Here is a 24,823-nt window from a genome sequence, read left to right as displayed (position 1 = left end):
CAAACAATAAATGAGGTTGGTAGTAACCTTGTTATAGCTATAAACGAGAGCAAATTTGAAAAGGGTTAATTTATTGAATTTTATTTTTGACGCGATAAAACCTAATTAAGAAAAGTCAGTTTTTAATAAGCACTTTTTAGGCGTTTGGCGTTTAATGCAAAATATAGGCGTAAAAAAGCCTAGTTAAATTAATCGCTAGGCTTTTAGGTTAGGCATATTAAAAATGATTGCGGCGTTATTCTACTCGCTCACCATCAACCCAAGTTTCCAGCACCTTAGTTTTCCAAATATCTTTAGGGTTAATAGCAAAGATATCCTTATCAATCAGAATAAAATCTGCTTTACGCTTAGGGACAAGTTGGCCAATCATTTGCTCTTGATGGGCGGCAAAAGCGGCGTGGGTGGTAAATGTGGCTAATGCTTCGGTTAAATTCATGCTTTCGCGGCGATACCAGCCATCAACAGGTTGATTGTCGTGATCTTGACGAGTTACCGAGGCGTGCAGGCCATAAAAAGGATTTGGCGACTCAATGGGGAAGTCAGAGCCTGCGGCAATAATCGTATTGGCATTAAGTAGCTTACGCCAAGCGTAGGCGCCTTTTATACGGGCATTACCAATTCGGTCTAATGCCATGTTTTTATCACTTGTGGCATGGGTTGCTTGCATTGATGCGATAACATTGAGTTGCGCAAAACGTGGAATATCGGCTAATTGCAACACTTGGGCATGTTCTATGCGATGGCGTAAATGACGGCTGTTACTTGTGGCAATATTCGCTTGGTAATGATCCAATACTATTTTATTGGCATGATCGCCAATGGCGTGAGTATTGACCTGAAAGCCTGCATCCATCGCCTGTTGTATGGTATCGCCGAGATCTTTTTTTGAATAAAGTAATAAACCTTTGTGGCCAGCTAAATCGCTATAGTCTTCAATCAATGCAGCGCCGCGACTGCCAAGGGCGCCGTCGGCGGATATTTTTACGCTGCTGATGTGTAATTTATCTGAGCCTGAAGCCATCGGCCCTGCCTGCATCATCTTGTCAAATTCAGGGTCTTGAGCATCTATCATGGCGTACACGCGAATTGGCAGTTTATCGGCATAATCAAGTGCCTGATAAGCCGCGATAGTGTCACTGCCAATACCTGCATCATGGACACTTGTTAATCCCTGCTTAGCCAGCGAAGTAAGAGCTGTTAGCAGTATTTCTTGTTGCTCGTCGATAGAAGGTTGTGGGATTTTAGTAGTGATCAGGCTCATGGCATTATCAATAAATACCCCTGTCGGCTGACCATCAGCATATTTGATAATTTCACCACCTTCAGGGCTGGTGGTGGCAGAGCTAATACCAGCGATTTTCATCGCAGCGCTATTTGCCCAGCCAGCATGGCCATCAATGCGAACTAACCATACAGGGGTATCGGGAAAGACTTTATCCAGTGATGCAGCCACGGGAAAGTTTTGTTGTGGCCATAACACTTGGTTCCAGCCGCGTCCTTGTATCCATTGCATTGTTGGTTGTAATTGCCTAAATGCTACAACAGTTTCAACGGCTTGTTGTTCAGTCACGCTGCCACGTAACTGGGCTCGCATCAGGCTTAATCCATAGCTTAAAACATGACCATGCGCATCGATAAGGCCTGGTAGTAAGGTTTTGCCTTGTCCATCAATTCTTACAATACTGGTGTTAGTACTGTAGGGAAGATGTTCATTTTCAAGGTAGATTTTTTCAATGACATCGCCGTTAAATTGTAATGCCTTAAACTCAACTAATTTACCATTACTGACAGTGTAGCCATTGATATTATTGATAAGTTTACTTTGGGCAAGGCTTGTTAACGGGGGAAGGCAAAGGCAAGTAAGTAATAGTAATTTATAGTTCTTAAGCATGATTAAACCGGTCCATGTTCTTATTATTTGTGTTTTTAGCGTATCTTAAATACAAAATGCCACACTGTTACCAAAATGTTAACTGCTTTATTTTGAAAAGAGACCTTTGACTCTAGGGCTGTAGCACTTTGGTGGTTAATATTCATCTCGAAAGCGCAATGCTCCCTCTTTATTTAGTAGGCCGTTGGCTAAACCTTGAATATCGATAGTTGCGATGAACTGGTATACTTTAAATTATGTAATAGGTTAATATATAACAATATTTATATTAATTAACCTTATCGGTTTCAGTGAATTCCAACGCCAATGTCTTTTATGGCAAAGAGCTTCGAGAACTGAATAAAATGAATCGAATGTGATTTTGACAACTGTTTGGGTGTGCTATGGATTATGTTGCTTTATTTTTGGTGCTGGTTGGAAGCATCGGGCTGGTGTTATCGTTACGCCCAGCTTATGCCATCTGTGCTTATTCTCAGTTTAGTAATAAAGGCTGGTTGACGCTGTTATTGTTAATTGGATTATTTATTGTCAGTTACCTCAGTTATTTATCTTTATTATTTAGCTCTACCAGTGAGATTGATTTTATACAATTAGTGGTGGCTGGTATTTTCTTCGCTGGCGGCGGGTTTGTGTACTTGGTGACGAACCTAAGTAAGCAAACAATTATGGATATTGATGTGTTATTGCAGCAAAAGCACCATCAAGCGAACCATGATTTGTTAACCACATTAGCCAATCGTCAGCACTTTTATCGCCATATGGATCAAATGTTAGCGCTAAAAAGTGAAGGTTTTTATTGCTTAATGTTAGACATTAACAATTTTAAAATGATTAATGACACGTTTGGGCACCCAGAAGGGGACCGAATTTTAACAGTGATTGCCCAGCGGATCTTGCAAGTCGTACCTGAAAATAGCTTAACGGCCCGTATTGGCGGTGATGAATTTGCGATTATTATTCCTGATACCGCCAATCTGAATATTTCTGATGTGGCGAAAGATATTGAAACTGCACTATTAATTGACATTCCTTGTGCTGGACATTTGATTGTCATTGCCGCCAGTATTGGAATTTCTCAGTATCCAGAAGATGGGCAAGATAGCAAAACCTTAATTAAGCATGCCGATATCGCCATGTATCACGCAAAAAAGAATGAAATGCCCCATCAGTATTATCAATCTCATCTACCGACAACCACACTACCTGAATCTGTTTTAGATGTTGAAAAGAGTTAAGGGATCATTATTCTTAAAACTAGAATCGCGAGTGGTGAATATCGCTCATTCTGAAGAACCTAGGGCTCCTATTAACCAGATATGTATTTACCAAGGTTTTTAAATTATTGCGGTTTTTTGTTGTTAAGGCTTTAATTGGATTAAATCTACCCGCTCAAGCTGATTTGCTCTCACATTGTGGTTAATGAACTGCTATTCTAGTGACGAGATCATTGATAGAGAATTACTATGGAAAAATCAGCTTTTTTAGATGCCATGGGCGTAACCCGTTGGCGCAGCGCTGATAGCCAAGGCAAGCCGTATTTAATTATTCATGATGACGGTGATGATATTAGCCAGCATAGTTTGGTTAAAAGCGTGTTGTCGCTATTACATATTGATGAGTCACAATGTGAGTTTGATACTGAAATGGTCAAAGGCATGCAGGTGATTTGGGATATGCGCAAAATGCGCGTCCGTCCACGAGTGGCTTGGATTATTACCGATCCTATTGAGGCGTTATTGCAAGGCCATCAAGGTAAGAGAGACCTGTGGCAACAGCTTGGTTTGCAGCTTGATAAAACGGCTTCGATTGATACAGATAAGTCAGCTTAGAATTTAGTTACTGACATTGACGATATAAAACAGTGATTATTTAAAGCTTCGATTATTTAAAGCTTCGATTATTTAAAGCTTCGATTATTCAAACTTCCACTATTGAAGAAACCTTATGACTTCAGCTTCTCCTCAAACAAGTTTAACAATTTCGTTATTATCTCCTGAAAACACAGCTGCAATGTTTGAAATTGAGTCTGCTGCACATTCTCACCCTTGGAGTTTAGCAAGCTTAGAAGACTGTTTTGGCCGCTTATATCGCGTTTATGGAGTCTTTGATAAAGATGAGCTTATTGGTTTTGCCATTGTGCAGCAAATTGTCGATGAGCTGACGTTATTAGATATTTGTATTGCGCCGAATCAACAAGGAAAGGGTCTAGGAAAGCAGCTACTTAATCATGTTATCTATGATGCTAAAGTGAAACAGGCAGTGGTGGTGATGTTGGAGGTTCGACAGTCTAATCTTGCTGCAATTGGCTTGTATAATACATTAGGTTTTGTTGAAGCAGGTCGCCGCACGGGTTATTACCCAAGCGTAACTGGCCGTGAAGATGCTATCTTGATGGATTACAGGTTATTGCCAGAATAAATGACTGAATGAATCATATGCTGAGTAAATTAATATTGTTAAACCAATAAAGAGCGTTAAATGAGAGAGTCGTTAAGAGCCAAAATAATCCAAGTGTGCGATAAAAAAATTGCCGCCAAAGGCGATAATGTTGGTTTATCATTTTATGCCTTTTTTGCCAATAAGAACGATGACCCGATATTATTGATGGAAGCTGCGACTTGGTGGATTGAAACTCATCAACTTGATCATTTCGTTAAAGCCCATGTGATTAAAGCAATGGTTCAAGCTGGTAAGTAATACTATTAATAACAGACATTAAAAACGGCGCTCTAGGCGCCGTTTTAGTCTCTTAGGAAGCAAATAAAGCTTACTTCACTTCTTTACCTTGCGCTTGTAAATCCGCATGGTAGCTTGAACGTACAAGCGGGCCACAGGCTGCATGGGTAAAGCCAATCTCGTCAGCTAATGCTTTTAGCTCATCAAACTCTGCTGGTGGCACGTAACGCTCAACCGGTAAGTGGAACTTACTTGGTTGTAAGTATTGACCTAAGGTTAACATCTCGACGTTATGAGCACGTAAATCACGTAATACATCGGCGATTTCTTCGTTTGACTCCCCTAAGCCCATCATTAAACCTGACTTAGTTGGAACATCAGGGTGACGGTCTTTAAAGCGTTTTAGTAAATCCAATGACCACTGGTAATTTGCCCCAGGGCGCGCTTTACGGTAATGCATTGGCGCTGTTTCAAGGTTGTGGTTGAACACATCTGGTGGCTCAGTGGCTAAAATATCTAAAGCGGCGTCAATACGGCCACGGAAATCAGGCACTAAAATTTCAATTTTAATTTCAGGATTTAAGATGCGGATTTCACGAATACAATCAGCAAAGTGCTGTGCGCCGCCGTCACGTAAATCATCACGATCTACAGAGGTGATCACCACATATTTAAGCTTCATATCTTGAATGGTTTGCGCGAGTTTCTTAGGCTCAGCTGCATCAGGCTTTAGTGGACGGCCGTGGGCAACATCACAAAAAGGGCAACGACGAGTACAAATCGCCCCTAAGATCATAAAGGTGGCAGTACCGTGGTTAAAGCATTCAGCAAGGTTAGGGCATGAGGCTTCTTCACATACTGAGTGCAAACCGTTTTTACGCAGTGCTGATTTTATATCAGTAATTCGCTGGTTTGATGCAGGGAGTTTTACTCTTAACCAATCTGGTTTACGCAACATGGTTTCACGTTCAGATGGAACCACTTTAACAGGGATACGCGCGACTTTTTCAGCATCACGCAATTTAACACCGGGTTGTAATCTTTCAGGCCTATTCATTTTATTCTGCTAATCCTTGATGATGTACAAGTTCTTGGTAGCCTAATACTTGGCTTAATGTTTGAATCAGTTTGTCGCCAGCTTCAGTCACGGTTTGTGGGCCGCCTAAGGCTTTGCATTGCACCATTTCAAGTCCGGCATAACCACAAGGATTAATGCGCAGAAATGGTGCTAAATCCATATCGACGTTGAGGGCAAGGCCATGAAAAGAGCAGCCTTTACGAATGCGTAACCCTAATGACGCGAGTTTTCGCTCGTCAACATAGACACCGGGTGCATCTGCTTTGGCGTAAGCATTGACATCGTACATGGCGAGCATATCAACGATGCTTTGCTCGATATTATTCACTAATTGTCTCACACCGAGTTTACTTCTTTTTATGTCAATGAGTGGATAGACAACCAGTTGGCCGGGGCCGTGATAAGTGACTTGTCCGCCGCGATCCACTTGGATCACTGGGATATCGCCAGGATTGAGAATGTGTTCACTTTTGCCTGCTTGGCCTTGGGTGAATACCGGTGAATGTTCAACTATCCATAGCTCGTCGTTGCTGTCACTGTCGCGATTGTCAGTGTAACTTTGCATGGCATGCCAGACCGACTCGTAATCTTGGCGGCCAAGATGCCTGATATGTAACGTCTGAGTTTGCAAGGGCAAGCTCTCCCTCAAAAAAGTTGGCTTATTATACGCACCTATCACTGAAATAACATCAAAGTGATAGGTGGATCACGTTTTATACCATTTTGAGCGGTGTTAAAGTACGCGGTTTACACCTTCAATTGCAGCAAGATCTGTATAAACTTGCTCAATATGTTCTTTACTGGTAACAGTAATACGAATTGATACTGCGTAGTAGGTGCCTTTGCTTGATGCTTTGACTGTTGGCGCATAATCGCCAGGAGCGAGTTTTTGCGCTACAGCAACGATGCGATCAGCTAAGGTATCGTCAGCATTACCGATGACTTTGAATGGGCATGAATTTGGAAAATCCATTAGTTCGCCAAAGTTTGTTTCTAACATGTGTTTGCTCTCTACGGTTGAATGCGCCTGTTTGTAGATATTACAGCAGGTACAGTTGAAGCTGTTATCACTTCTATATGGGGTAATTATACTGTAATACAAGTCTGCGAGCAGCGTTTGATGGTCATTTTTACTGCGCCATTGTAATTTATTACCTAAGGCGTTAGTTTTGCGCTGCTGCTTCGATAACAATAAAGCCACCCGAAGGTGGCTTTATTGTAGATATCAGTTTGTTTAACTGACCATTTTGCTAATTATTTAGAAAATAGCTTAGCTTATTATTCACCAAACCAGCCTTCAAACATTTGCTTGAAGTAATCCATCAATTTGCTAAACCAGCTGCCTTCATTGACTTCATTTAAAGTGACTAATGGGAATTGAGCTATGTCTTTGCCATCTAATTGGAAGAAAACACGGCCAACAGTTTCGCCTTTCGCTAACGGCGCCGTTAGTGGCTTAGTTAGCTCAAAGTTTGCTTGTAAGTTTTTAGCTTGACCGCGATTAATGGTAATAGGCGTGTCGGTAACGACACCTAAATCAACCGTTTCACGATCACCATACCAGATTTTTTGGGTAACAAAGGTGTCGCCAGCTTTATATGGGGTAATGGTTTCAAAGAAACGGAAACCGTAGTTAAGCAGCTTTTTGCTTTCAGCTTTACGGGCTGACTCGCTGTTAGTACCCATCACCACGGTAATGAGACGCATACCGTCATTGGTTGCTGAAGACACTAAGTTGTAACCCGCACCTGATGTATGGCCAGTTTTGATGCCGTCAACATTAAGGCTGTTATCCCACAATAGGCCGTTACGGTTATATTGTTTAATGCCGTTAAAGGTGAAAGATTTTTCTGAATAAACACGGTATTCATCTGGCACATCACGAATTAACGCTGCGCCTAGCAATGCCATATCATAGGCGGTGGTTTTGTGATTATCAGAATCTAAACCATGTGAGTTTTCAAAGTAACTTTGGGTCATGCCCAGTTGCTTTGACCATGAGTTCATTAAGTCAACAAAGCCATCTTCGGTGCCGGCGATATGTTCTGCCATTGCCACACAGGCATCGTTACCTGATTGAATAATAATGCCGCGGTTTAAATCTTCGACCGTGACAGTTTTACCCACTTCAATAAACATTTTTGACGAATCTGGGAAGTTTTTAGACCAAGCTTTTTTACTGATGGTTACTTCATCATCTAAAGAAATATTACCGACTTTAACTTCATGACCAATAACATAACTGGTCATCATTTTAGTTAAGCTAGCAGGGTTAAGTGATTCATAGGCATTGCTTTCAGCAATCACGCGCCCTGAATTGTAATCCATTAGAACATAAGCTTTAGCGGCGACAGTCGGCGCATTAGGCATAACCATAGGTGCATTAGCTGCGTTGGCTGCTTGAGATGAAAAAGATACCGCAGAAAGCAACAGCAAAGATTTTAGGGGAGTGTTAACAATATTCATCATTAAATTGGCACATCTCTGGTCAATGTAGAAGGTGACGTCGTTTAGGGTTTATTTTTAACTTACCGTGTTTGATGTGCTAGTGAAAGCACCAACAAACGCATTTATCAAAAATAGCATAAAAACCAAGCAAGATTATTACTTTAAAGCACCTTTAGTAGGTTTAAATGAATAAACGACATAATTAAAAACATTATATCATTAGTCGCTGACAATTTGACATTAAGCTTCATTAACATAAATAAACTGTCAGGCAGGCTAATTTATTATTTTTCAAAAACTGGTTATTTTTTAGGGTACATCATATAGCTATTAGGGTGGCCATCTTGTTTTAGCTGCACTAATACTTTATTCGCTAAATAACGCTGTCCAATTGGCCCGAGTTGTAGGCGATAAAAGCCATTAGCCGCTTCAACTTTTGCCGGCACTTGGTACTTTTGTTCAAGCTCTTTTGCCAGCACATTAATCCGCAGCAGATCTTTAGAGGCCACCACTTGAATAAAATGCACGCTGGAGTCTTTTAGTTCATCTAGTGCCATTGATTCTGGTGACTCAATATGAATGGCTTCAATGCTGACTTTAGCGGTGCCTTGCTGCAACATACCAATTTTGTAGGCCGCTGCGTAGGATAAATCAATGATGCGCCCTTCATGGAATGGGCCACGATCATTGACTCTGACAATGACTTGTTTGTTATTAGCCTCATTAGTGACTCGCACATAACTTGGTAATGGCAAGGTTTTATGGGCTGCTGACATGGAGTACATATCATAGGTTTCGCCGTTTGATGTTAGGTGGCCATGAAACTTTGACCCATACCAAGATGCGCCGCCCGTTTGTTTAAAACCTTTCGCGCTCGACATCACCTGATATGACTTGCCGCGCACAGTATAGTTTTGCTGGTTTCCTTGGCGACTATAGGGCTCATACTTTGGGTGGGCATCTTCAACCTTACTGACATCGGGGGCACTTTTAGGGGCGCGATCATCTTTGAGCTGATAGCGGTCATCTTGGCTAGTTGGCGTCGGTGAACTTGAACACGCAGCCAATGCACCGCACAACCCAACCACGGCGAGACTAATGAGTGACTTTTTTAGCATGTCATATTTAATGTGACAGTTTATTTGACCGTTCATGTGAGTGCGCATCTTATTTGTTGTCATGTGCAGGGGCTGCACCTGAGTGGTACGCAGCTGCTAATTGCTGGCTAAATTGATATACCGCCATGGCATATAGTGGGCTGCGATTGTAGCGGGTAATCACATAAAAGTTATTAAGCCCTAACCAGTAGTCTGTTGCTTTGGGTTGCTCAAGTTTGATCAGTAATGCAGATTGCGAAGCATCAATATCTTTGGCAACCGCTAGGGATAAACTTGGGGTCAAGATATCAGCCACAGTTTGTGTCGGCTTGCCTTTAAGCCATACCTTGGCTTTAGGCGCGGTTTCAACGGTGTGATTTAATTTAAGGGCAACAGGTGCGCCTTTTTTCCAGCCGTGTTGGTGGAAATAATTAGCAACACTACCAATAGCATCCGGCTTACTATTCAATAGATCTCGGCGGCCATCACCGCTGAAATCAACCGCGTAGTGACGATAGCTTGAAGGAATAAACTGGCCATAACCCATAGCGCCAGCGTAAGAGCCTTTAAGGTTGTCATTATCTAATTGCTCTTCTTTAATTAATGACATCAGGTTGCCAAATTCTTTCCTGAAAAAGGTGGCTCTAGGAGGATAGTAAAAGCCTAATGTATACAGCGCATCTTGTACTTTATAGTTACCCATGTAGCCGCCGTAGTAGGTTTCGATACCGATAATGGCAACAATGATTTGCGGGTCAACTTGGAATTTTTCTGAGGCCTGCTTGATGGTTTCAGCATTTTGTTGCCAAAAGGCTAAGCCTTTTTCTAAACGGGAGTCAGTTAAAAAGATGGGATAGTATTGGTGCCAAGGTTTGGCTTCCCAAGGTTTGGAAATAGCATCAAGTACGGCTTGATTATGATTAGCAGATGATAGGAATTGCTGAACTTCTTGTTCGGTAAAGCCCTTGCTCACTTGTTCAGTGATAAAAGCCTGTTTTAGTGCGCTGACTTCTTGCTCTGTTGGCGGCGTTGGCGCCGCAAAAAGTGTTGTTGAACTGAGAAGTAATGCCAGCGCTGTTGCGATTTTAGTTGTTATTTGCATTTAAGGTCCTGTGTAATTGGACTACCGCTAAGTGATGTCAATTCAGCTGTGCGGCAGTTTTCCTTATTAAGTTATTTCATTAGGTTTGGCTGGGATTACCTATCCACAAAGCGTCTATGGGTTTGAATACTCATCAGAATGCCAAAACCTATCATCAATGTCATCATCGAGGTGCCGCCATAACTGATTAAAGGTAAGGGCACTCCCACAACAGGTAAGATGCCAGATACCATACCAATATTGACGAAAATATAAACAAAGAAGGTTAAGGTAATACTGCCTGCCAGTAAGCGAGCAAAGGAGGTTTGCGCTCGCGATGCGATCACCAAGCCGCGACCGATGATATACATATACAGGGCAAGTAACAGTAAACTGCCGATCAGGCCAAACTCTTCACCGATAACAGCAAAGATAAAGTCGGTATGGCGCTCTGGTAAAAACTCAAGTTGTGATTGTGAGCCTTGCAGCCAGCCTTTACCCCATAGGCCACCTGAGCCAATGGCGATTTTCGATTGAATAATATGATAACCCGCGCCGAGAGGGTCGCGCTCAGGATCAAACAAGGTCATCACCCTAGTGCGCTGATAGTCGTGCATTAAGAAGTACCACAGTACCGGTAAAAAGGCTAAAACCGCGGTCACACAACTGCCGACAATTACCCAGCTCATGCCTGATAAAAACAGCACAAAAATCCCCGAAGCGGCGACCAAAATTGAGGTGCCTAAATCAGGTTGCTTAGCAATCAGTAACGTAGGAATTAGCAGAATAACCAAACCACCGGCTAAATAACGTTTTTTCGGTGGTAGCGGAAATTTACTGATGTACCACGCCATAGTAATAGGGAAGGCGAGTTTGATAAGTTCTGATGGCTGAAACTCCATAAAGCCTAAGTTTAGCCAGCGCTGTGCGCCCTTATTAATGGTGCCAAAAAAGTGTACCCCAAGCAGTAGGATGATACCTGCCACGTAAATAGGTAAAGCCCAGCGCCTGAGAATTTCAGGGTTTATTTGGGCAAAGATAAACATGACAAATAATGACAAGCCAAAGCGGGTAAATTGCCTTTCCATCATGGCAAAGTCTTCACCGCTGGCAGAATAAATCACAAACAAGCCAAAAATCATTAGCGCGAGTAGGCCCAACAATAACGGTAAGTCTATGTGTAGTTTTTGCCAAATAGTCTGTTTGTGTGGGTGGTGTGAGGTATTCATTGTTCCACCATCCATTGATCTCGTAACATGTATTCATCCAATAGCGCCCGGGCGACAGGTCCAGCATTGACTCCGCCCCAGCCAGCATTTTCAATAACCACCGCGAGAACAATCTTAGGGTTTTCATAAGGCGCGTAGGCAATAATTAAGGCGTTATCTCGTAAAAACTCTGACACGGTATCAGCATCGTATTTTTCATCTTGGGCAACACTAAATACCTGCGCAGTACCGGTTTTCATTGCTGCGGTATATTTGGCATCAGTAAAGCGAGACTTATCAGCCGTTTTTCGCATCGCTTCGTTAATGATTTCCCAGTTATTATCATCGTTTAATTTTATTGGTTCACGCTCATCAATCGGGGTATCGATTTTAGCGGTGTCATCTTTAAATGATTTTAATAAATGCGGCGTATAACGGGTGCCGTGATTGGCTAAAATGGTGGCGGCATTAGCAAGCTGTAATGGTGTTGAGGTCCAGTAGCCTTGACCAATACCCACCGAAATCGTATCACCAATATACCAAGGCTGATTGTAACGCATGCGCTTCCAATCTTTTGATGGCATGATGCCGTTAGCTTCTTCGTAGATATCAATGCCACTTGATTCGCCAAAACCAAATTGGTTCATGAAATCAGCAATCTTATCGACACCGACTTTATAGGCTAAGTCATAAAAGAAGGTATCACAGGAGTCCATGATGGCACTGTATACATCAACCCAGCCGTGGCCCCAGCGTTTCCAGTCGCGGTATTTACGTTCGACATTGGGGATTTGCCAAAAGCCTGGATCCCAGATGCGGGTTTTTTCGCTAATGGCTTTTTGTTCTAAGCCCAGTAGTGCAATATGCGGTTTTACTGTTGATGCTGGTGAGTATTGGCCTTGGGTTGCACGGTTGATAAGAGGGCGTGATTTATCGTTTAGTAGTGCGTTATACGCCTTGCTGCTAATACCGTGAACAAATAAATTAGGGTCATAACTTGGGCTTGATACCATCGCAAGTACGCCGCCATCTTGTGGATCGATTGCAACCACTGAGCCGCGGCGACCATCTAATAGTTCCATAGCTTTTTGCTGTAGTTTTAAATCTAAGGTGAGGTAAATATCTTGCCCAGGCGTTGGCGGGGTCACCTTCAAGGTGCGGATCACCCGGCCACGGTTATTCACTTCTTCTTCAAGGTGACCAGGGGTGCCTAATAATAGGCTCTCATAGAACTTTTCAATCCCCTGTTTGCCAATATCATTAGTGGCGGCGTAATTTTTCCAGGTACCCGATTTTTCAAGAGATGCGCGATCACGGGTGTTAATTTTACCCACATAACCCAATACGTGAGTCATCAAATCTTCATAGGGGTAATGGCGTTTAAGGCCTGCTTCGACTCTAAAACCGGGGAATTGATGTTGGTTAACACTGAATGCGGCAACTTGCTCTTCAGTTAATCGGCTTTTGATGGTTAATGGTTTAAAGCGGCGATGATAACGTAATCTTTCAGTGATACTTTCACGCTCTTCTTCAGTAAGGGCAATAACCTCATTGAGTTTATCTAGGGTCGCAGTAATATCTTTAGACTTTTCTGGGATGACTTCTAGGGTATAAAACGGCTGGTTTTCAGCAAGCAGTTGGCCGTTACGGTCGTAGATTAAGCCGCGACTCGGGGCTACGGGCACAACGCGGATACGGTTGTCATTAGAGCGGGTTTCATAATCAGTGTATGAGACAACTTGCAGTTGATAAAGGTTAGACAGTAAAACACTGATGAGAATAAACACGCACAGGAAAGTGAACAAAGCACGACGTTTGAATAGCGACGACTCGGCAGCGTGGTCGTGCATGGCAATGCGCTTTTTTGGCGACACTTAAGCTTTCTCCGATGAGATTCAGGCTAATAAATTCAGATTTGTTATATTAGCTGAATTAGCTTTGCTTTTACCAGAGCCTTGACCAATAAGGTTTACTCTCTATGGTAGGGGTGGTTGTTATTTATACTCCATGCTCGATAAAGGCTTTCGGCAACCAGTACTCGAACTAATGGATGGGGCAAAGTGAGGGCGGATAAACACCAGCTTTGGCTTGCAGCAGCTTTGCATGCTGGCGCAAGACCTTCAGGACCGCCAATCAATAAACTGACATCACGGCCATCAAGCTGCCATTTGCTGAGTTGCTCGGCAAGTTGTGGGGTTTCCCAGTTCTTACCAGGCAAGTCTAGGCTTACAATGTGATTGCCTTTGGGTACTGCTGCTAGCATTAGTTCGCCTTCTTTTTGAAGAATGCGTGCTATATCAGCATTTTTACCGCGCTTTCCTGCGGGGATCTCAATCAACTCTAACGCCATATCACGAGGAAAACGACGTTGGTATTCTTCAAATCCGCGGGTTACCCAATCTGGCATCTTGGTGCCAACAGCAATCAGTTGTAACTTCATTATGCGTTGTTTTCAGACCATAGTTTTTCTAGATCATAAAACTCACGTGTTTGGTCTTGCATTACATGTAAGATTACGCCACCTAGATCAACCAGTACCCATTCACTGCTCTCACGGCCTTCAACACCTAATGGTTGTAAGCCTGCAGTTTTAGATTCAACGATCATATTTTCCGCAATTGCGCGAACGTGTGTTTTTGATGTGCCAGAGCAAATAACCATAAAATCAGTGATTTGTGATTGTTCTGCAACGTCTAATACCACAACGTCTTTGGCTTTCAGGTCATCGATTTTATCGATAACAAAATCTTTTAATTCCGTGCTCTGCACGTCACTTACCTCGATATATAAAAATAACGGGGCATTATACGCAAAATACCTATGCGAGCGCAATTGAAGCTGAAATTGATTTTAACAGCAGCGATTTTTGAGGCGGGAATTACGAGGGGTTAACGGTAAAGTTGATGTTGTAAAATATAGGCTTGGATGCACGCTGGGAGTTTTTTATTTAATGAGCCTTTTGCTAATTTCAAAGAGCCATCAGCGGAAAAATGAGTGCTTTGTGCGAGTAGTTTAGTGCTTTGGGTGGGTAAGTGAGTTTCGTTAGCCATTAACTGAGTCAGCTGCGCCCTTATTTCAGTAGAGGAGATATCTTGCAAGGTCACTTCAACTGGGAATATATTGCCAACTTTAGCCTCAATCGACTCAGCTTGCTGACAATCTACTTGCTTTTGTTTAAGCAGTTGCATCATCGGATGGTCATGGCTCGCTGACCAACCAGGGCGGCGACAAACCACCAAATGGCACAGGGCAAATAATTGCTGCCATTGATACCATGACGCTAGCTGAATAAAAGAGTCTGTGCCCATTATGAAATAAAATTGATGCTGGGGATAACGCTGGGTTAATAACTCAAGAGTGGTCACAGTGTAAGATGGACTATCACGATTAATTTCGATATCACACACTTCAAGCTCATCATATTGCTGACAAACTAACTCAGCCATAGCTAAGCGTTGCTCACTGCTAACTTTAGTGGTTTGTTTGTGAGGCGGGATATGATTAGGCATTAGCCAAATTTTGTCTAAATTGAGCTGTTGTTTTACTTCAATGGCAGGTTTGATATGACCATAATGAATGGGATCAAAGGTGCCGCCTAAAATCCCAATCTTCATGTTTGCAGTTCTATATGGGCTAATCGTCTGTGGGCATTAGGATCAAATAACAGACTTAAATGGCTGATAGCGGTCCAATCTTCTACCCCATGCTGCTTGAGGTTGCGCTCAATTTTTGAGGCAAAGGCTAGCATGTGTTCGATTTGACTGAGGCTCAGTCGGGTTAATGCCGCTTGATAAAAGGGTTTACGCTTATCCCAAATACGATGTTTAGACCATAAACTATTCAGTTGCTCGCCTTGCTCTACTGCAGATTTTAAACTGAGTAATACATTTAACTCTTTAAACAATGCCCACATTAGAATTGGCATCGCAGTGCCTTCAGCATTAAGCTGTACCAACATATGCTGGGCATGTTTTTGGTGGTTTCCTAGTAGCGCATCGGTTAACTGAAACACAGTAAAGCGCGACTGATCTTCAAAATAATCGTTTAAATGATCGCTGTGGATTGGCTTATCAGGGCTGAGTAATTGCAATAATTGCAAGGCTTGCTCAGCAGCCAACAAATTACCTTCAAACAAGTTAAACAGCATGGCTTTGGCGTCCATCTGCACCTGTAACTTGTAAAAATGAATGCGATTATCTAACCAGCGCTGGAACTGTTTCCCTTCAGGGGTAGCGCAAGGTAAATAAATACCGTCGTTATCAAGGGATTTAAACCATTTGCTTTTGGTTTCAGCAGATATCTTTGGCCCATGGATAATCAGAATAATATCCGGATTAGGATTTTGCATCATGGCGGTCAGCGCAGCAGAACCTTCAGTGCCAGGTTTTGCTTGGGGAAGCGTCAACTCGATGATGCGGCGACTGGCAAATAAACTCATTGATTGCCACTCTTGTTGCAAATCATTCCAGCTAAAGCTGTTGTCTTGAGTTAAATGTACCCGCTCTTCAAAACCTTGTTTTTTAGCTGCGCTGAGAATTTGCGCTTTGCAGTTTTCAATTAACCATGGGTCGTCACCAAAGAGTAAATAACAACCATGGAGTGTTTTGAGATGCTGATTTAATTGATCTGGGTAAACCCGCATCAATTCACCTCGATTGAGGCCAGAGTTTGGATAATATTATCAGCCGCTTGAATACGCATTTCTTTGACTAACATTTCCATTTCTCGGCTTTTTGCTAGTGCTGTACGCGGATCGTCTTGATAATCACGGCGAATTTCAGATACGAATCGCTGTGGCTCGCTGCCTGGGAACATAACAGTGTAATTAACCACATAAATAAGCTCATACTCAGCTACGTTACCCGTAGGATATAAAGATAGGGTAGCACGCTCTAGGGAGTCATTGATGAGGCTTAAAGTCGGTGTTTCATCTGATGCAGGTACGGTTGCCACACGGTGAATACGTAGGCGTTCATTAACTAGACGCGTGAGTTCACTGTATTGGTCATTGGAACGCAGGTGCAATTCTTCAAGTTCGGCAGGAATTGAATAGCTACGTTGTAATTTAAAGCCGCAACCAGCACTGGTCATAATGACGAGCGCCAACAAGGCCAAGTTAATGCGTTTAATTAGCATCACTGTTTTTGGCATCCTTTAACTGTACATGCATAAGATGGGTATTAGGTTACATCTTTAACTTTATGAAGGCGACGAATGACGAGGCTAATTGCTTGTCATTTGTCACCTTCAAGCTATCGTTACTTATAAATGATTAATTAGCAACGATGTTTAGCAGTTTGCCTGGTACATAAATCACTTTGCGTACGGTGACGCCATCAGTGAATTTTTGTACGTTTTCATCAGCTAAACCTAGGGCTTCTACTTCTTCTTTAGCAGCATCTGCAGCTACTGTGATTTTAGCACGCAGCTTACCGTTAACTTGCACGATAATCAGTTTGCTGTCTTCAACTAGTGCTGACTCATCAACTGTTGGCCATAGGCTATCTTCGATATCAGTTTGGTTACCTAAGGCTGTCCACATGCTGAAACAAGTATGTGGGATGATTGGGTAAAGCAAACGTGTTACTGCTGATAATGCTTCTTGCATCAGGGCTCTGTCTTGCTCATTAGCAGACGGGGCTTTTTGCAACTTGTTCATCAGTTCCATGATAGCGGCAATGGCGGTATTGAACATTTGACGGCGTTCAACATCATCACTGACTTTAGCAATGGTTTTATGTAATTCACGACGAAGTGCTTTTTGATTGTTATCAAGTGCTTTAGGGTCAAGTTCAACCACATCACCTTGAGCGATATGATCATGAGCTGTTTTCCAGAAACGCTTAATGAATCGATGTGCGCCTTCAACGCTTGATTCTTGCCACTCAAGGGTTAACTCAGGTGGGGCTGCAAACATCATGAATAAACGCACGGTGTCAGCACCGTATTTATCAACCATTTCTTGTGGGTCGATACCGTTATTCTTAGACTTAGACATCTTGCTCATGCCGGTATAAACCAGTTCATGACCTTCACTGTCTACCGCTTTTACTACACGGCCTTTATCGTCAGTTTCTTGTACTGTAACGTCAGATGGTGAAACCCAAACGCGGGCGCCTTTCTCGTTGTTATAGTAATAAGCATCAGCCAATACCATACCTTGAGTCAGTAAGCGTTTGGCTGGCTCATCAGAGTCAACTAAACCAATATCACGTAGCAACTTGTGGAAGAAGCGGAAGTATAGCAAATGCATACAAGCATGCTCGATACCGCCAATATATTGATCCACTGGTAACCAGTAGTTTGCTTTAGCAGGATCAAGCATTTGATCTGCATGGGGGCTACAGTAACGGGCGTAATACCAAGATGATTCCATAAAGGTATCAAAGGTATCAGTTTCACGCAGTGCTGGCTGGCCATTTACCGTGGTTTTAGCCCACTCTTTGTCAGCTTTTATCGGGCTTTGAATACCATCCATTACCACATCTTCAGGTAATACAACCGGCAGTTGCTCAGCTGGTGTTGGCATTACGGTGCCATCTTCAAGCGTAACCATAGGGATAGGAGCGCCCCAGTAGCGTTGACGCGATACCCCCCAGTCACGCAGACGGAAGTTCACTTGACGCTTACCTTTACCTTCAGCAGTCAGTTTGGCATCAATAGCATCGAATGCAGCTTGGAACTCTAAACCGTCAAACTCACCTGAATTAAATAGCACGCCTTTATCAGTAAAGGCAGCTTCACTGATATCCACATCGCTATCAGCAGGCTTGATCACAGCTTCAATGGTTAAACCGTATTTTTTAGCAAACTCATAATCACGTTGGTCATGGGCTGGAACTGACATTACTGCGCCAGTACCGTAGTTCATTAATACAAAGTTACCGACCCAAATAGGCACTTCTTTGCCGGTTAATGGGTGGATTGCATTAAGACCGGTCGCAACGCCTTTCTTTTCCATTGCAGCCATAGCCGCTTCGGTAGTATCAACGTTTTTACATTCTTCAATGAATGCAGCAAGCTCAGGGTTATTCTTTGCTGCAGCTTCAGCAAGAGGGTGACCACTGGCAATTGCAACATAGGTTACGCCCATCACGGTATCAGGACGAGTGGTATAGATATCAAAGCTATCGTCACTGCCAGCAACACCGAAAGTCATTTCAATCCCTTCACTGCGGCCAATCCAGTTACGTTGCATCGCCTTAACTTGCTCAGGCCATTCATCTAACTTATCGATATCGTTTAATAGCTCTTCAGCGTAATCGGTGATTTTAATGAACCACTGAGGGATTTCTTTTTGAACCACCTCAGTGTCACAACGCCAACAGCAACCGTCTTGTACTTGCTCGTTAGCCAGTACTGTTTCATCGTTTGGACACCAGTTAACTGAGGCGGTCTTTTTGTAGACTAAGCCTTTTTCAAATAACTGGGTGAAGAACCATTGTTCCCACTGGTAATACTCAGGGGTGCAAGTCGCGATTTCACGACTCCAATCATAACCAAAGCCTAATAGCTTAAGTTGGTTCTTCATGTAGTCGATATTTTCATAAGTCCATGGCGCAGGCGCAGTCTTATTATTGATTGCGGCATTCTCTGCAGGTAGACCAAATGAGTCCCAACCGATAGGTTGTAACACATTTTTACCTTGCAAACGTTGGTAACGAGCAACAACATCACCTATGGTGTAGTTACGCACGTGTCCCATGTGAAGTCGGCCTGATGGATAAGGGAACATAGAGAGACAGTAAAATTTCTCTTTGTTTGCATCTTCAGTTACTTCGAAGGTTTTTTTGTCTTCCCAGTGCTTTTGCACCAAGGCTTCAATTTCTGAGGGATTATATTGCTCTTGCATCACTCTATTCCGGCCAATGCCGCCCATTGTTTGATCTAGCGCTAAAAAGCGCGAGTAAGATCTGCATAGAATAAACTAGAAGTGATGCATTAAAAAGGTTCAGATGAAGGAGTATTTACTATGAGTGGACGAAGTTCAGCGTTATTAGCACTATATAAGACGCTTTTTGAGCAAGTTAAGAAACAATATGATGAAGATAACTCATTGACGGCAAAGAGCCTTTTTGCTTCTGTGACCCAGTGTAAAGATTATTTGCAATTAAAGTCAGCCGCCGATGCCGAGGAGCTTGCTTTAGCAGAAGATTTTTTAAAGCGTGACATCGCCAGCTACATAAAAGAGGAAAATGCCGATAACCTCAGTTTTAGCCCAACTGTCATTGGTATTGAAAACACCTTATGGCACTGGCTGGGTGAAATTACTGATCGCAGCCAAGTAGAGTGGCATGAAATTGCCCAAGACTTTAAGCATCAGGGTTTTTATATGTCAGGGGAGGTGATTAACCAAGGTAAAGTGATTTGTACTGAGTGTAATCATGAAATGAAAATTGAATTCCCCAGTATTATTCCAGATTGCCCACAATGCGATAATGAAATGTTCACTCGAGAAGCGCTAACGCCTTAAAGCGCTGCCTATTTCAAACAATAGCACGATTTTAGAGATTGTTTGAGACAGCAACTATGCTAGCTGACTTAAGTGGCATAGTGCTTTAGGTCTTATGTTTATGCAATAGTGTTTTATGGTCAATTTTTTATCGATTAACTGAGTTTAAAGCGCATATTTAGCAACCCGAGGTGCTAACTTGGTATGTTGGCGGGTTAGCTTCACTACTGGCCTGGGTGTACAAAAAATAGCAGTTGTCATCACGCACTTCACCATCGTCATTGAGATCATATCCAATATAGGTTTCAGGTGCACCTCGATATTGGATTTCCCAATCGTCCATCGACACAATCCATTTTTCGATATCAGTATTATCAAGATAACCGTTTATTAAACGGGTATTGAAACTGCCATCGCCTTCTAAATCGATATCGGTTAAATCATCACGACCTGGAACACTTCGGGTAGAAATACTGGGCATTTGCGTGCGTGCATAAACGAGGGTATTAGCTGCTTTAACGCTGCTCTGTAATTGTGATAATGCGTTAATTCGGGCTTCAGTGGCAAAGTTGATAAACTTTGGCGCAGCAATAATGGCAATGACGGCCAAAATGATAATGACCACCACTAACTCAATTAATGTAAATCCATTTGGATTGAATATATTTGGCTTAACTGGCAATGCTTGCTGCAATCATGGCCTCCTTGCTATTTTTTTCTGCCTTTGTTTAATAATAGTTGATTTATAAAACTAAATAAAATTATCAAGCTACATAATATGAGTAACGGTGTTTGGCCTATTCGCTTAAACCAAGTTTCACCGTCATATAAGGCAACGTCAGCCACTAATACTCCAGATTTGAACTGTGGCAGTTGGTGAGTAATACGGCCTTTAATATCGACCACAGCGGTAACACCGTTGTTGGTGGCTCTGACTAAGGGGCGCCCCAACTCAATTGCGCGCATTTGGGCTATTTCCATGTGTTGCAGTGGCCCGATAGAGTCACCAAACCAGGCATCATTAGACACTGTGAGTAAAAAATCAGTGTCTTTATTCACATTGGCGCGTAATTGCTCAGGAAAGACGATTTCGTAGCATAAAGCCGGTGCCACTTGATAGCCTAAAGCATTAAGGTTTTTTTGCTCATAGGTGCCACGTGCAAAAGATGACATGGGTAAATTAAAAAACGGGGCTATTGGGCGTAAAAGGCTTTCAAAAGGGACAAACTCACCTATTGGTAATAGATGATGTTTCTTGTAATCATTAATGCCACTTCCAACGTAATCGCCCTCAGTCTGCTGAGGATGATAGGCATTGCCCAATACAATTAATGAGTTATAAAAGTCATTTTGTTGCATGCTAATAATACCGGTAATGATGGCGCTATTATTTAAATTAGCCACCTTGTCGGTATTATGTAAAAAGTCTGCCACCATAGCTTCAGGCGCTGGAATCGCGGCTTCAGGCCAAATGATGATATCAGCATCAAAATTAGGCCGACTTAAATCCATATACTTGAGTAAAGTTGGCCATAGTGCGTCAGGCTCCCACTTCATACTTTGCTCAATATTGCCTTGTACTAAAGCCACTTTAACCGTTTCATTTCGTGGGCTTATGTCGGAGATGTGCGGCGCAAGGTAAGTGCTGATAAATATCAAAGAGAATATGATGATAACACTGGCAAAACGTTGATATAACACCAGTGCGATACTGCCACAAACCAGTGCGATAACATAACTTAAGCCTAATGCGCCAATTATACTGCCAAGCTCTGACAATGGCCCTTGGGTTTGACTGTAGCCTGCCCATAACCAAGGGAAACCTGTGAGAACCCAACCGCGCATCCACTCGGTAAATACCCACAGTGCGGGGAATAACCCTAAGTAACGAAAATAAACTTGCCAGCCTTGAGTTTGCTGATATTGGGACAGTTTCGCAGTGAGATAACCTGCTAGCGCTGGAAATAAGGCCAGATAAAGCGCCAATATTGCCATTAATGCCATTGATACTATTAGCGGTAAACCACCAAAGGTATCAATGCTGACATGTACCCAACTAATGCCAAATGCAAAACAGCCAAAGCCGAAGCTTAACCAATGAAAGAAGTTTTCTTTCGGGGTTAGGCTGCGACTTTGCCATAAAACAAACAGCATTGCTGCGGGGTAAAAAGCCCAAATAGCGTAGGGGGCAAAAGCAAGTGTGGTTGAAGCACCTGCAACAAATGCAGTCACCATTTTAATCACTGATGACTTGGAAAGTTTATTTTTTAGCACAGAGTTAGTCGTCAAGTTCTTCTAGCAGTTTTTGATCGGGTAACTTCACACTAAGTTGAATTAAACGTCTGGTGTCAGCATTGGTGACTTTAAACTCGATATTATCGATAACGACAGTTTCATTTCGCTCTGGTAAGTGACCAAATGCGTGTGAAACTAAGCCGCCTACGGTATCAAATTCTTCGTCGCTAAATTGGGTGCCACAAGCGTCATTAAATTCATCAATCGGTGTACGTGCTTTAATCATAAACACGGTGTTACTGATCTTTTTGATTTCGGTATCTTCTACTGAACTATGATCGAACTCGTCTTCGATTTCACCGACGATTTCTTCTAAGATATCTTCAATCGTCACTAGGCCGGATACACCGCCATATTCATCGACCACGATGGCCATATGATATCGCTGGGAGCGGAATTCTTTTAGCAGTACATCAACGCGTTTGCTTTCAGGCACAACAACCGCAGGCCTGATGACTTGATGCAATGAGAAAGGTTGAGCTGATTGTTTGAAACCATATTTAAGTAAATCTTTTGCAAGCAAAATACCTTCAATATGATCTTTATCCTCGTTGACCACAGGAAAACGGGAGTGTGCAGACTCAATGACTGTTTCTAGTAGCTCTTCAACAGTGCTATCGATTTGCAATGTGACTATTTGGCTTCGAGGGATCATGATGTCGCGTACCCGCAACCCTGATACTTCTAATACGCCATTCATCATTTCGCGGGTGTCTTCAGTAATTAAAGAGCGCTCTTCTGCGCCAGCAATTACATCAACTAAGTCTTCGCGATTTTGAGGTTCGCCCTGAAACATCTGACTAATTTTGCCAATCCAGTTCTTCTTACGGGCGTTGGTACTCGGTGGGATGTCGTCACTCATAATATTTTACTAAATCAAAATCAGCATGTTATATGCAGTCGTCTGATTTATTTACGCTTCCTTATATGGATTTGAAAAACCTAAGCCTTCAATGAGTTGAGTCTCTAATGACTCCATTTCTTCAGCTTCATTATCGATAATATGGTCATAGCCTAGTAAATGCAAGCAGCCGTGAATAACCATATGGGCCCAATGTGCGACAAGGGGCTTATTTTGTTGATTTGCTTCAAGTTCTACCACCTCAGCACTAATGATGAGATCGCCTAATAGCGGTAACTCAATCCCTGGAGGCGCTTCAAAGGGGAAAGACAATACATTAGTCGGCTTGTCTTTACCACGGTAAGTATTATTAAGTTGCTGGCTTTCAGTATTTTTAACAATTCTGATGGTCAGTTCAGCTTGCGCCATAGTGTTACCAAGGGCTGTCGCTACCCATAGCTCAAATTCACTTCGGCTGGGGAGCTTACTGCTGTCAGTAACGGCAATTTGCAGATCTAAATCAAGTTTAAGACTCATTATTTATTGCTCCGTCTTTACTGATCTCGTTGGCGTTAACGTCCACATTGGCCATTTGTTCATTAAAGGCCGTTTGACGTTGTTTATACTGGCGCTCTTTTTCAGCTTTTTGTGCTAGCTCTTTTGAATCAAAGGCTTCATAAGCTTCGACAATTCTTGCCACAATCGGATGACGCACCACATCTTGAGACATAAAGAAGTTGAAGCTGATTTCATCGACCTCACTCAATACTTCAATGGCTTGGCGAAGCCCTGATTTTTGACTGCGAGGCAAATCTATCTGGGTAATATCACCGGTGATCACCGCTTTCGAGTTAAAGCCGATACGGGTTAAGAACATTTTCATTTGCTCAACAGTAGTATTTTGGCTTTCATCCAATATAACAAACGCATCATTTAGGGTTCGACCACGCATATAGGCTAAAGGCGCGACTTCAATAATATTACGTTCAAGTAGCTTTTCAACTTTCTCAAAGCCCATCATTTCAAATAAGGCATCATAAAGCGGGCGTAAATAGGGATCGACTTTCTGACTTAAATCCCCTGGTAAAAAACCTAATTTTTCGCCAGCCTCAACAGCTGGGCGGGTAAGGAGTATTCGTCTTACTTCTTGTCTTTCAAGGGCATCAACAGCTGCGGCAACTGCTAAAAAGGTTTTACCGGTACCGGCAGGTCCCACACCAAAGGTAATGTCGTGTTTGGCCATATTCGCCACATACACAGACTGGTTTGGATTGCGAGGTTTGATGATGCCGCGTTTAGTTTTGATATGCAGGGTGTCATCTTCAGCCGATGATTCAGCTTCGAGGTTAATGACCTCCTGAATGGCTAAATGCACTCGCTCTGGCTCTAAATCTGGGGTGCTACCTTTAACAGTTTGGGTTTCAATGTATAGCTGTTTCAGTAAATTATTAGCATTAAAGGCATGTCTTGGCAGGCCAACGATTTTGAAATGATTATTCTTATGGATAATCTCAACACCTAAACGACGTTCAAGCTGTTTAATGTTGTCATCATATGGACCACATAATGAGGCAATTCTTCGAGTTTCAGCAGGCTCGAGGTATAAATTCATGGTAGTAACTTTAGTGGACAAAAATAATGCTCCAAAAGAAAAAGAATGCGAATAGGTATAAAAGTTAAAATACCACGGTATTAACTGAAAAGCACAATAAAGGCGGCTCGAGGCCGCCTTTATTAAATAATGATAAACCCGTTT

25 protein-coding genes are annotated in these 24,823 nt (G+C 42.5%); 5 read left to right on the top strand and 20 right to left on the bottom strand.

Features of this window, described 5'->3' with window-relative positions:
- Positions 1-235: 235 nt before the first annotated feature.
- The gene (locus BCU57_RS12330; RefSeq protein ID WP_102439009.1) at positions 236-1,891 is read right to left on the bottom strand and encodes an amidohydrolase; all 1,656 of its coding nucleotides are present in this window, start codon (positions 1,889-1,891) and stop codon (positions 236-238) included.
- Positions 1,892-2,274: 383 nt separating this feature from the next.
- On the opposite strand from BCU57_RS12330, the gene BCU57_RS12325 reads away from it, so the two are divergent.
- The 4 genes from BCU57_RS12325 to BCU57_RS12310 all read left to right on the top strand — a co-directional run bounded on the left by BCU57_RS12325 (position 2,275) and on the right by BCU57_RS12310 (position 4,588).
- A complete protein-coding gene (locus tag BCU57_RS12325) occupies positions 2,275-3,126 on the top strand; it encodes a GGDEF domain-containing protein (RefSeq protein WP_102439007.1) in 852 nt (283 codons plus the stop codon).
- Positions 3,127-3,354: 228 nt separating this feature from the next.
- Complete coding sequence (locus tag BCU57_RS12320) at positions 3,355-3,720, top strand: hypothetical protein (protein ID WP_102439005.1); 366 nt, start codon at positions 3,355-3,357, stop codon at positions 3,718-3,720.
- A 115-nt stretch (positions 3,721-3,835) separates the two neighbouring features.
- Positions 3,836-4,309 carry a ribosomal protein S18-alanine N-acetyltransferase gene (rimI, locus tag BCU57_RS12315; RefSeq protein ID WP_102439003.1) on the top strand — a complete coding sequence of 158 codons (474 nt, stop codon included), beginning with the start codon at positions 3,836-3,838 and terminating at the stop codon, positions 4,307-4,309.
- 60 nt (positions 4,310-4,369) lie between these two features.
- The gene (locus BCU57_RS12310; RefSeq protein WP_076543093.1) at positions 4,370-4,588 is read left to right on the top strand and encodes a DUF6500 family protein; all 219 of its coding nucleotides are present in this window, start codon (positions 4,370-4,372) and stop codon (positions 4,586-4,588) included.
- Positions 4,589-4,658: 70 nt separating this feature from the next.
- Here the strand turns inward: BCU57_RS12310 and lipA are convergent, their stop codons facing one another.
- The 14 genes from lipA to leuS form a co-directional block, all read right to left on the bottom strand.
- On the bottom strand, positions 4,659-5,624 hold the full coding sequence (lipA, locus tag BCU57_RS12305; protein WP_076543094.1) for a lipoyl synthase: 966 nt from the start codon (positions 5,622-5,624) through the stop codon (positions 4,659-4,661).
- 1 nt (position 5,625) lies between these two features.
- The gene (gene lipB / locus BCU57_RS12300; RefSeq protein WP_076543095.1) at positions 5,626-6,276 is read right to left on the bottom strand and encodes a lipoyl(octanoyl) transferase LipB; all 651 of its coding nucleotides are present in this window, start codon (positions 6,274-6,276) and stop codon (positions 5,626-5,628) included.
- A gap of 102 nt (positions 6,277-6,378) precedes the next feature.
- Entirely contained in the window at positions 6,379-6,645 is a 267-nt protein-coding gene (ybeD, locus tag BCU57_RS12295) for a DUF493 family protein YbeD (RefSeq protein ID WP_076543127.1), read from the bottom strand.
- 278 nt (positions 6,646-6,923) lie between these two features.
- Positions 6,924-8,114 carry a serine hydrolase gene (locus tag BCU57_RS12290; protein WP_076543096.1) on the bottom strand — a complete coding sequence of 397 codons (1,191 nt, stop codon included), beginning with the start codon at positions 8,112-8,114 and terminating at the stop codon, positions 6,924-6,926.
- A gap of 281 nt (positions 8,115-8,395) precedes the next feature.
- Positions 8,396-9,211, bottom strand: coding sequence for a septal ring lytic transglycosylase RlpA family protein (locus BCU57_RS12285; protein WP_102439167.1), 816 nt, complete (start codon positions 9,209-9,211; stop codon positions 8,396-8,398).
- A gap of 49 nt (positions 9,212-9,260) precedes the next feature.
- Complete coding sequence (gene mltB, locus BCU57_RS12280; RefSeq protein WP_102439001.1) at positions 9,261-10,292, bottom strand: lytic murein transglycosylase B; 1,032 nt, start codon at positions 10,290-10,292, stop codon at positions 9,261-9,263.
- Positions 10,293-10,387: 95 nt separating this feature from the next.
- Complete coding sequence (rodA, locus tag BCU57_RS12275; RefSeq protein ID WP_102438999.1) at positions 10,388-11,500, bottom strand: rod shape-determining protein RodA; 1,113 nt, start codon at positions 11,498-11,500, stop codon at positions 10,388-10,390.
- Complete coding sequence (gene mrdA, locus BCU57_RS12270; RefSeq protein WP_102438997.1) at positions 11,497-13,353, bottom strand: penicillin-binding protein 2; 1,857 nt, start codon at positions 13,351-13,353, stop codon at positions 11,497-11,499. Before mrdA ends, rodA begins: the two co-directional genes overlap by 4 nt.
- Before the next feature lie 95 nt (positions 13,354-13,448).
- Positions 13,449-13,919 (bottom strand): 23S rRNA (pseudouridine(1915)-N(3))-methyltransferase RlmH, encoded by a 471-nt coding sequence (gene rlmH, locus BCU57_RS12265; protein ID WP_076543100.1) that lies wholly within the window; start codon positions 13,917-13,919, stop codon positions 13,449-13,451.
- Positions 13,919-14,248 (bottom strand): ribosome silencing factor, encoded by a 330-nt coding sequence (rsfS, locus tag BCU57_RS12260; RefSeq protein ID WP_076543101.1) that lies wholly within the window; start codon positions 14,246-14,248, stop codon positions 13,919-13,921. The genes rlmH and rsfS overlap by 1 nt, the downstream gene beginning before the upstream one ends.
- 119 nt (positions 14,249-14,367) lie before the next feature.
- On the bottom strand, positions 14,368-15,093 hold the full coding sequence (gene nadD, locus BCU57_RS12255) for a nicotinate-nucleotide adenylyltransferase (RefSeq protein WP_102438995.1): 726 nt from the start codon (positions 15,091-15,093) through the stop codon (positions 14,368-14,370).
- Positions 15,090-16,121, bottom strand: a complete 1,032-nt coding sequence (holA, locus tag BCU57_RS12250) for a DNA polymerase III subunit delta (protein ID WP_102438993.1) — start codon at positions 16,119-16,121, stop codon at positions 15,090-15,092. The genes nadD and holA overlap by 4 nt, the downstream gene beginning before the upstream one ends.
- On the bottom strand, positions 16,121-16,615 hold the full coding sequence (gene lptE / locus BCU57_RS12245) for an LPS assembly lipoprotein LptE (RefSeq protein ID WP_102438991.1): 495 nt from the start codon (positions 16,613-16,615) through the stop codon (positions 16,121-16,123). The genes holA and lptE overlap by 1 nt, the downstream gene beginning before the upstream one ends.
- Before the next feature lie 136 nt (positions 16,616-16,751).
- Positions 16,752-19,331, bottom strand: coding sequence for a leucine--tRNA ligase (gene leuS, locus BCU57_RS12240; RefSeq protein ID WP_102439165.1), 2,580 nt, complete (start codon positions 19,329-19,331; stop codon positions 16,752-16,754).
- A gap of 120 nt (positions 19,332-19,451) precedes the next feature.
- Between leuS and BCU57_RS12235 the strand changes: the two genes are divergently transcribed.
- Complete coding sequence (locus BCU57_RS12235) at positions 19,452-19,952, top strand: zinc ribbon-containing protein (protein ID WP_076543105.1); 501 nt, start codon at positions 19,452-19,454, stop codon at positions 19,950-19,952.
- 157 nt (positions 19,953-20,109) lie between these two features.
- Here BCU57_RS12235 and BCU57_RS12230 read toward each other — a convergent pair whose 3' ends face one another.
- The 5 genes from BCU57_RS12230 to BCU57_RS12210 are packed head-to-tail and all read right to left on the bottom strand — an operon-like array spanning position 20,110 to position 24,700.
- Positions 20,110-20,625 carry a prepilin-type N-terminal cleavage/methylation domain-containing protein gene (locus BCU57_RS12230; RefSeq protein WP_102438989.1) on the bottom strand — a complete coding sequence of 172 codons (516 nt, stop codon included), beginning with the start codon at positions 20,623-20,625 and terminating at the stop codon, positions 20,110-20,112.
- 14 nt (positions 20,626-20,639) lie between these two features.
- The gene (gene lnt, locus BCU57_RS12225) at positions 20,640-22,166 is read right to left on the bottom strand and encodes an apolipoprotein N-acyltransferase (RefSeq protein WP_102439162.1); all 1,527 of its coding nucleotides are present in this window, start codon (positions 22,164-22,166) and stop codon (positions 20,640-20,642) included.
- 43 nt (positions 22,167-22,209) lie between these two features.
- Complete coding sequence (gene corC / locus BCU57_RS12220) at positions 22,210-23,088, bottom strand: CNNM family magnesium/cobalt transport protein CorC (protein WP_102438987.1); 879 nt, start codon at positions 23,086-23,088, stop codon at positions 22,210-22,212.
- A gap of 51 nt (positions 23,089-23,139) precedes the next feature.
- Positions 23,140-23,604, bottom strand: a complete 465-nt coding sequence (gene ybeY / locus BCU57_RS12215; protein ID WP_102438985.1) for an rRNA maturation RNase YbeY — start codon at positions 23,602-23,604, stop codon at positions 23,140-23,142.
- Positions 23,594-24,700: a PhoH family protein gene (locus BCU57_RS12210; RefSeq protein ID WP_102438983.1), complete on the bottom strand. Its 1,107-nt coding sequence runs from the start codon at positions 24,698-24,700 to the stop codon at positions 23,594-23,596. The genes ybeY and BCU57_RS12210 overlap by 11 nt, the downstream gene beginning before the upstream one ends.
- Positions 24,701-24,823 lie beyond the last annotated feature (123 nt).

This window comes from Shewanella sp. 10N.286.48.B5, assembly GCF_002874355.2.
In the GTDB taxonomy this organism is placed as follows: Bacteria; Pseudomonadota; Gammaproteobacteria; order Enterobacterales; family Shewanellaceae; genus Shewanella.
The sequence above is the reverse complement of the archived record's forward strand: the minus strand, read 5'-3'. Positions and strand labels throughout refer to the sequence as shown.

What these genes read in the sequence shown, in the direction of transcription:
- rimI (WP_102439003.1), top strand. Translation starts at nt 3,836, where the DNA reads ATGACTTCAGCTTCTCCTCAAACAAGTTTAACAATTTCGTTATTATCT.
- BCU57_RS12310 (WP_076543093.1), top strand. Translation starts at nt 4,370, where the DNA reads ATGAGAGAGTCGTTAAGAGCCAAAATAATCCAAGTGTGCGATAAAAAA.
- lipA (WP_076543094.1), bottom strand. Translation starts at nt 5,624, where the DNA reads ATGAATAGGCCTGAAAGATTACAACCCGGTGTTAAATTGCGTGATGCT.
- leuS (WP_102439165.1), bottom strand. Translation starts at nt 19,331, where the DNA reads ATGCAAGAGCAATATAATCCCTCAGAAATTGAAGCCTTGGTGCAAAAG.
- corC (WP_102438987.1), bottom strand. Translation starts at nt 23,088, where the DNA reads ATGAGTGACGACATCCCACCGAGTACCAACGCCCGTAAGAAGAACTGG.
- ybeY (WP_102438985.1), bottom strand. Translation starts at nt 23,604, where the DNA reads ATGAGTCTTAAACTTGATTTAGATCTGCAAATTGCCGTTACTGACAGC.
- ybeD (WP_076543127.1), bottom strand. Translation starts at nt 6,645, where the DNA reads ATGTTAGAAACAAACTTTGGCGAACTAATGGATTTTCCAAATTCATGC.
- lnt (WP_102439162.1), bottom strand. Translation starts at nt 22,166, where the DNA reads ATGGTGACTGCATTTGTTGCAGGTGCTTCAACCACACTTGCTTTTGCC.
- BCU57_RS12235 (WP_076543105.1), top strand. Translation starts at nt 19,452, where the DNA reads ATGAGTGGACGAAGTTCAGCGTTATTAGCACTATATAAGACGCTTTTT.
- mltB (WP_102439001.1), bottom strand. Translation starts at nt 10,292, where the DNA reads ATGCAAATAACAACTAAAATCGCAACAGCGCTGGCATTACTTCTCAGT.
- rlmH (WP_076543100.1), bottom strand. Translation starts at nt 13,919, where the DNA reads ATGAAGTTACAACTGATTGCTGTTGGCACCAAGATGCCAGATTGGGTA.
- holA (WP_102438993.1), bottom strand. Translation starts at nt 16,121, where the DNA reads ATGCGGGTTTACCCAGATCAATTAAATCAGCATCTCAAAACACTCCAT.
- BCU57_RS12330 (WP_102439009.1), bottom strand. Translation starts at nt 1,891, where the DNA reads ATGCTTAAGAACTATAAATTACTATTACTTACTTGCCTTTGCCTTCCC.
- BCU57_RS12290 (WP_076543096.1), bottom strand. Translation starts at nt 8,114, where the DNA reads ATGATGAATATTGTTAACACTCCCCTAAAATCTTTGCTGTTGCTTTCT.
- lptE (WP_102438991.1), bottom strand. Translation starts at nt 16,615, where the DNA reads ATGCTAATTAAACGCATTAACTTGGCCTTGTTGGCGCTCGTCATTATG.
- BCU57_RS12285 (WP_102439167.1), bottom strand. Translation starts at nt 9,211, where the DNA reads ATGCTAAAAAAGTCACTCATTAGTCTCGCCGTGGTTGGGTTGTGCGGT.
- nadD (WP_102438995.1), bottom strand. Translation starts at nt 15,093, where the DNA reads ATGAAGATTGGGATTTTAGGCGGCACCTTTGATCCCATTCATTATGGT.
- BCU57_RS12320 (WP_102439005.1), top strand. Translation starts at nt 3,355, where the DNA reads ATGGAAAAATCAGCTTTTTTAGATGCCATGGGCGTAACCCGTTGGCGC.
- BCU57_RS12325 (WP_102439007.1), top strand. Translation starts at nt 2,275, where the DNA reads ATGGATTATGTTGCTTTATTTTTGGTGCTGGTTGGAAGCATCGGGCTG.
- rodA (WP_102438999.1), bottom strand. Translation starts at nt 11,500, where the DNA reads ATGAATACCTCACACCACCCACACAAACAGACTATTTGGCAAAAACTA.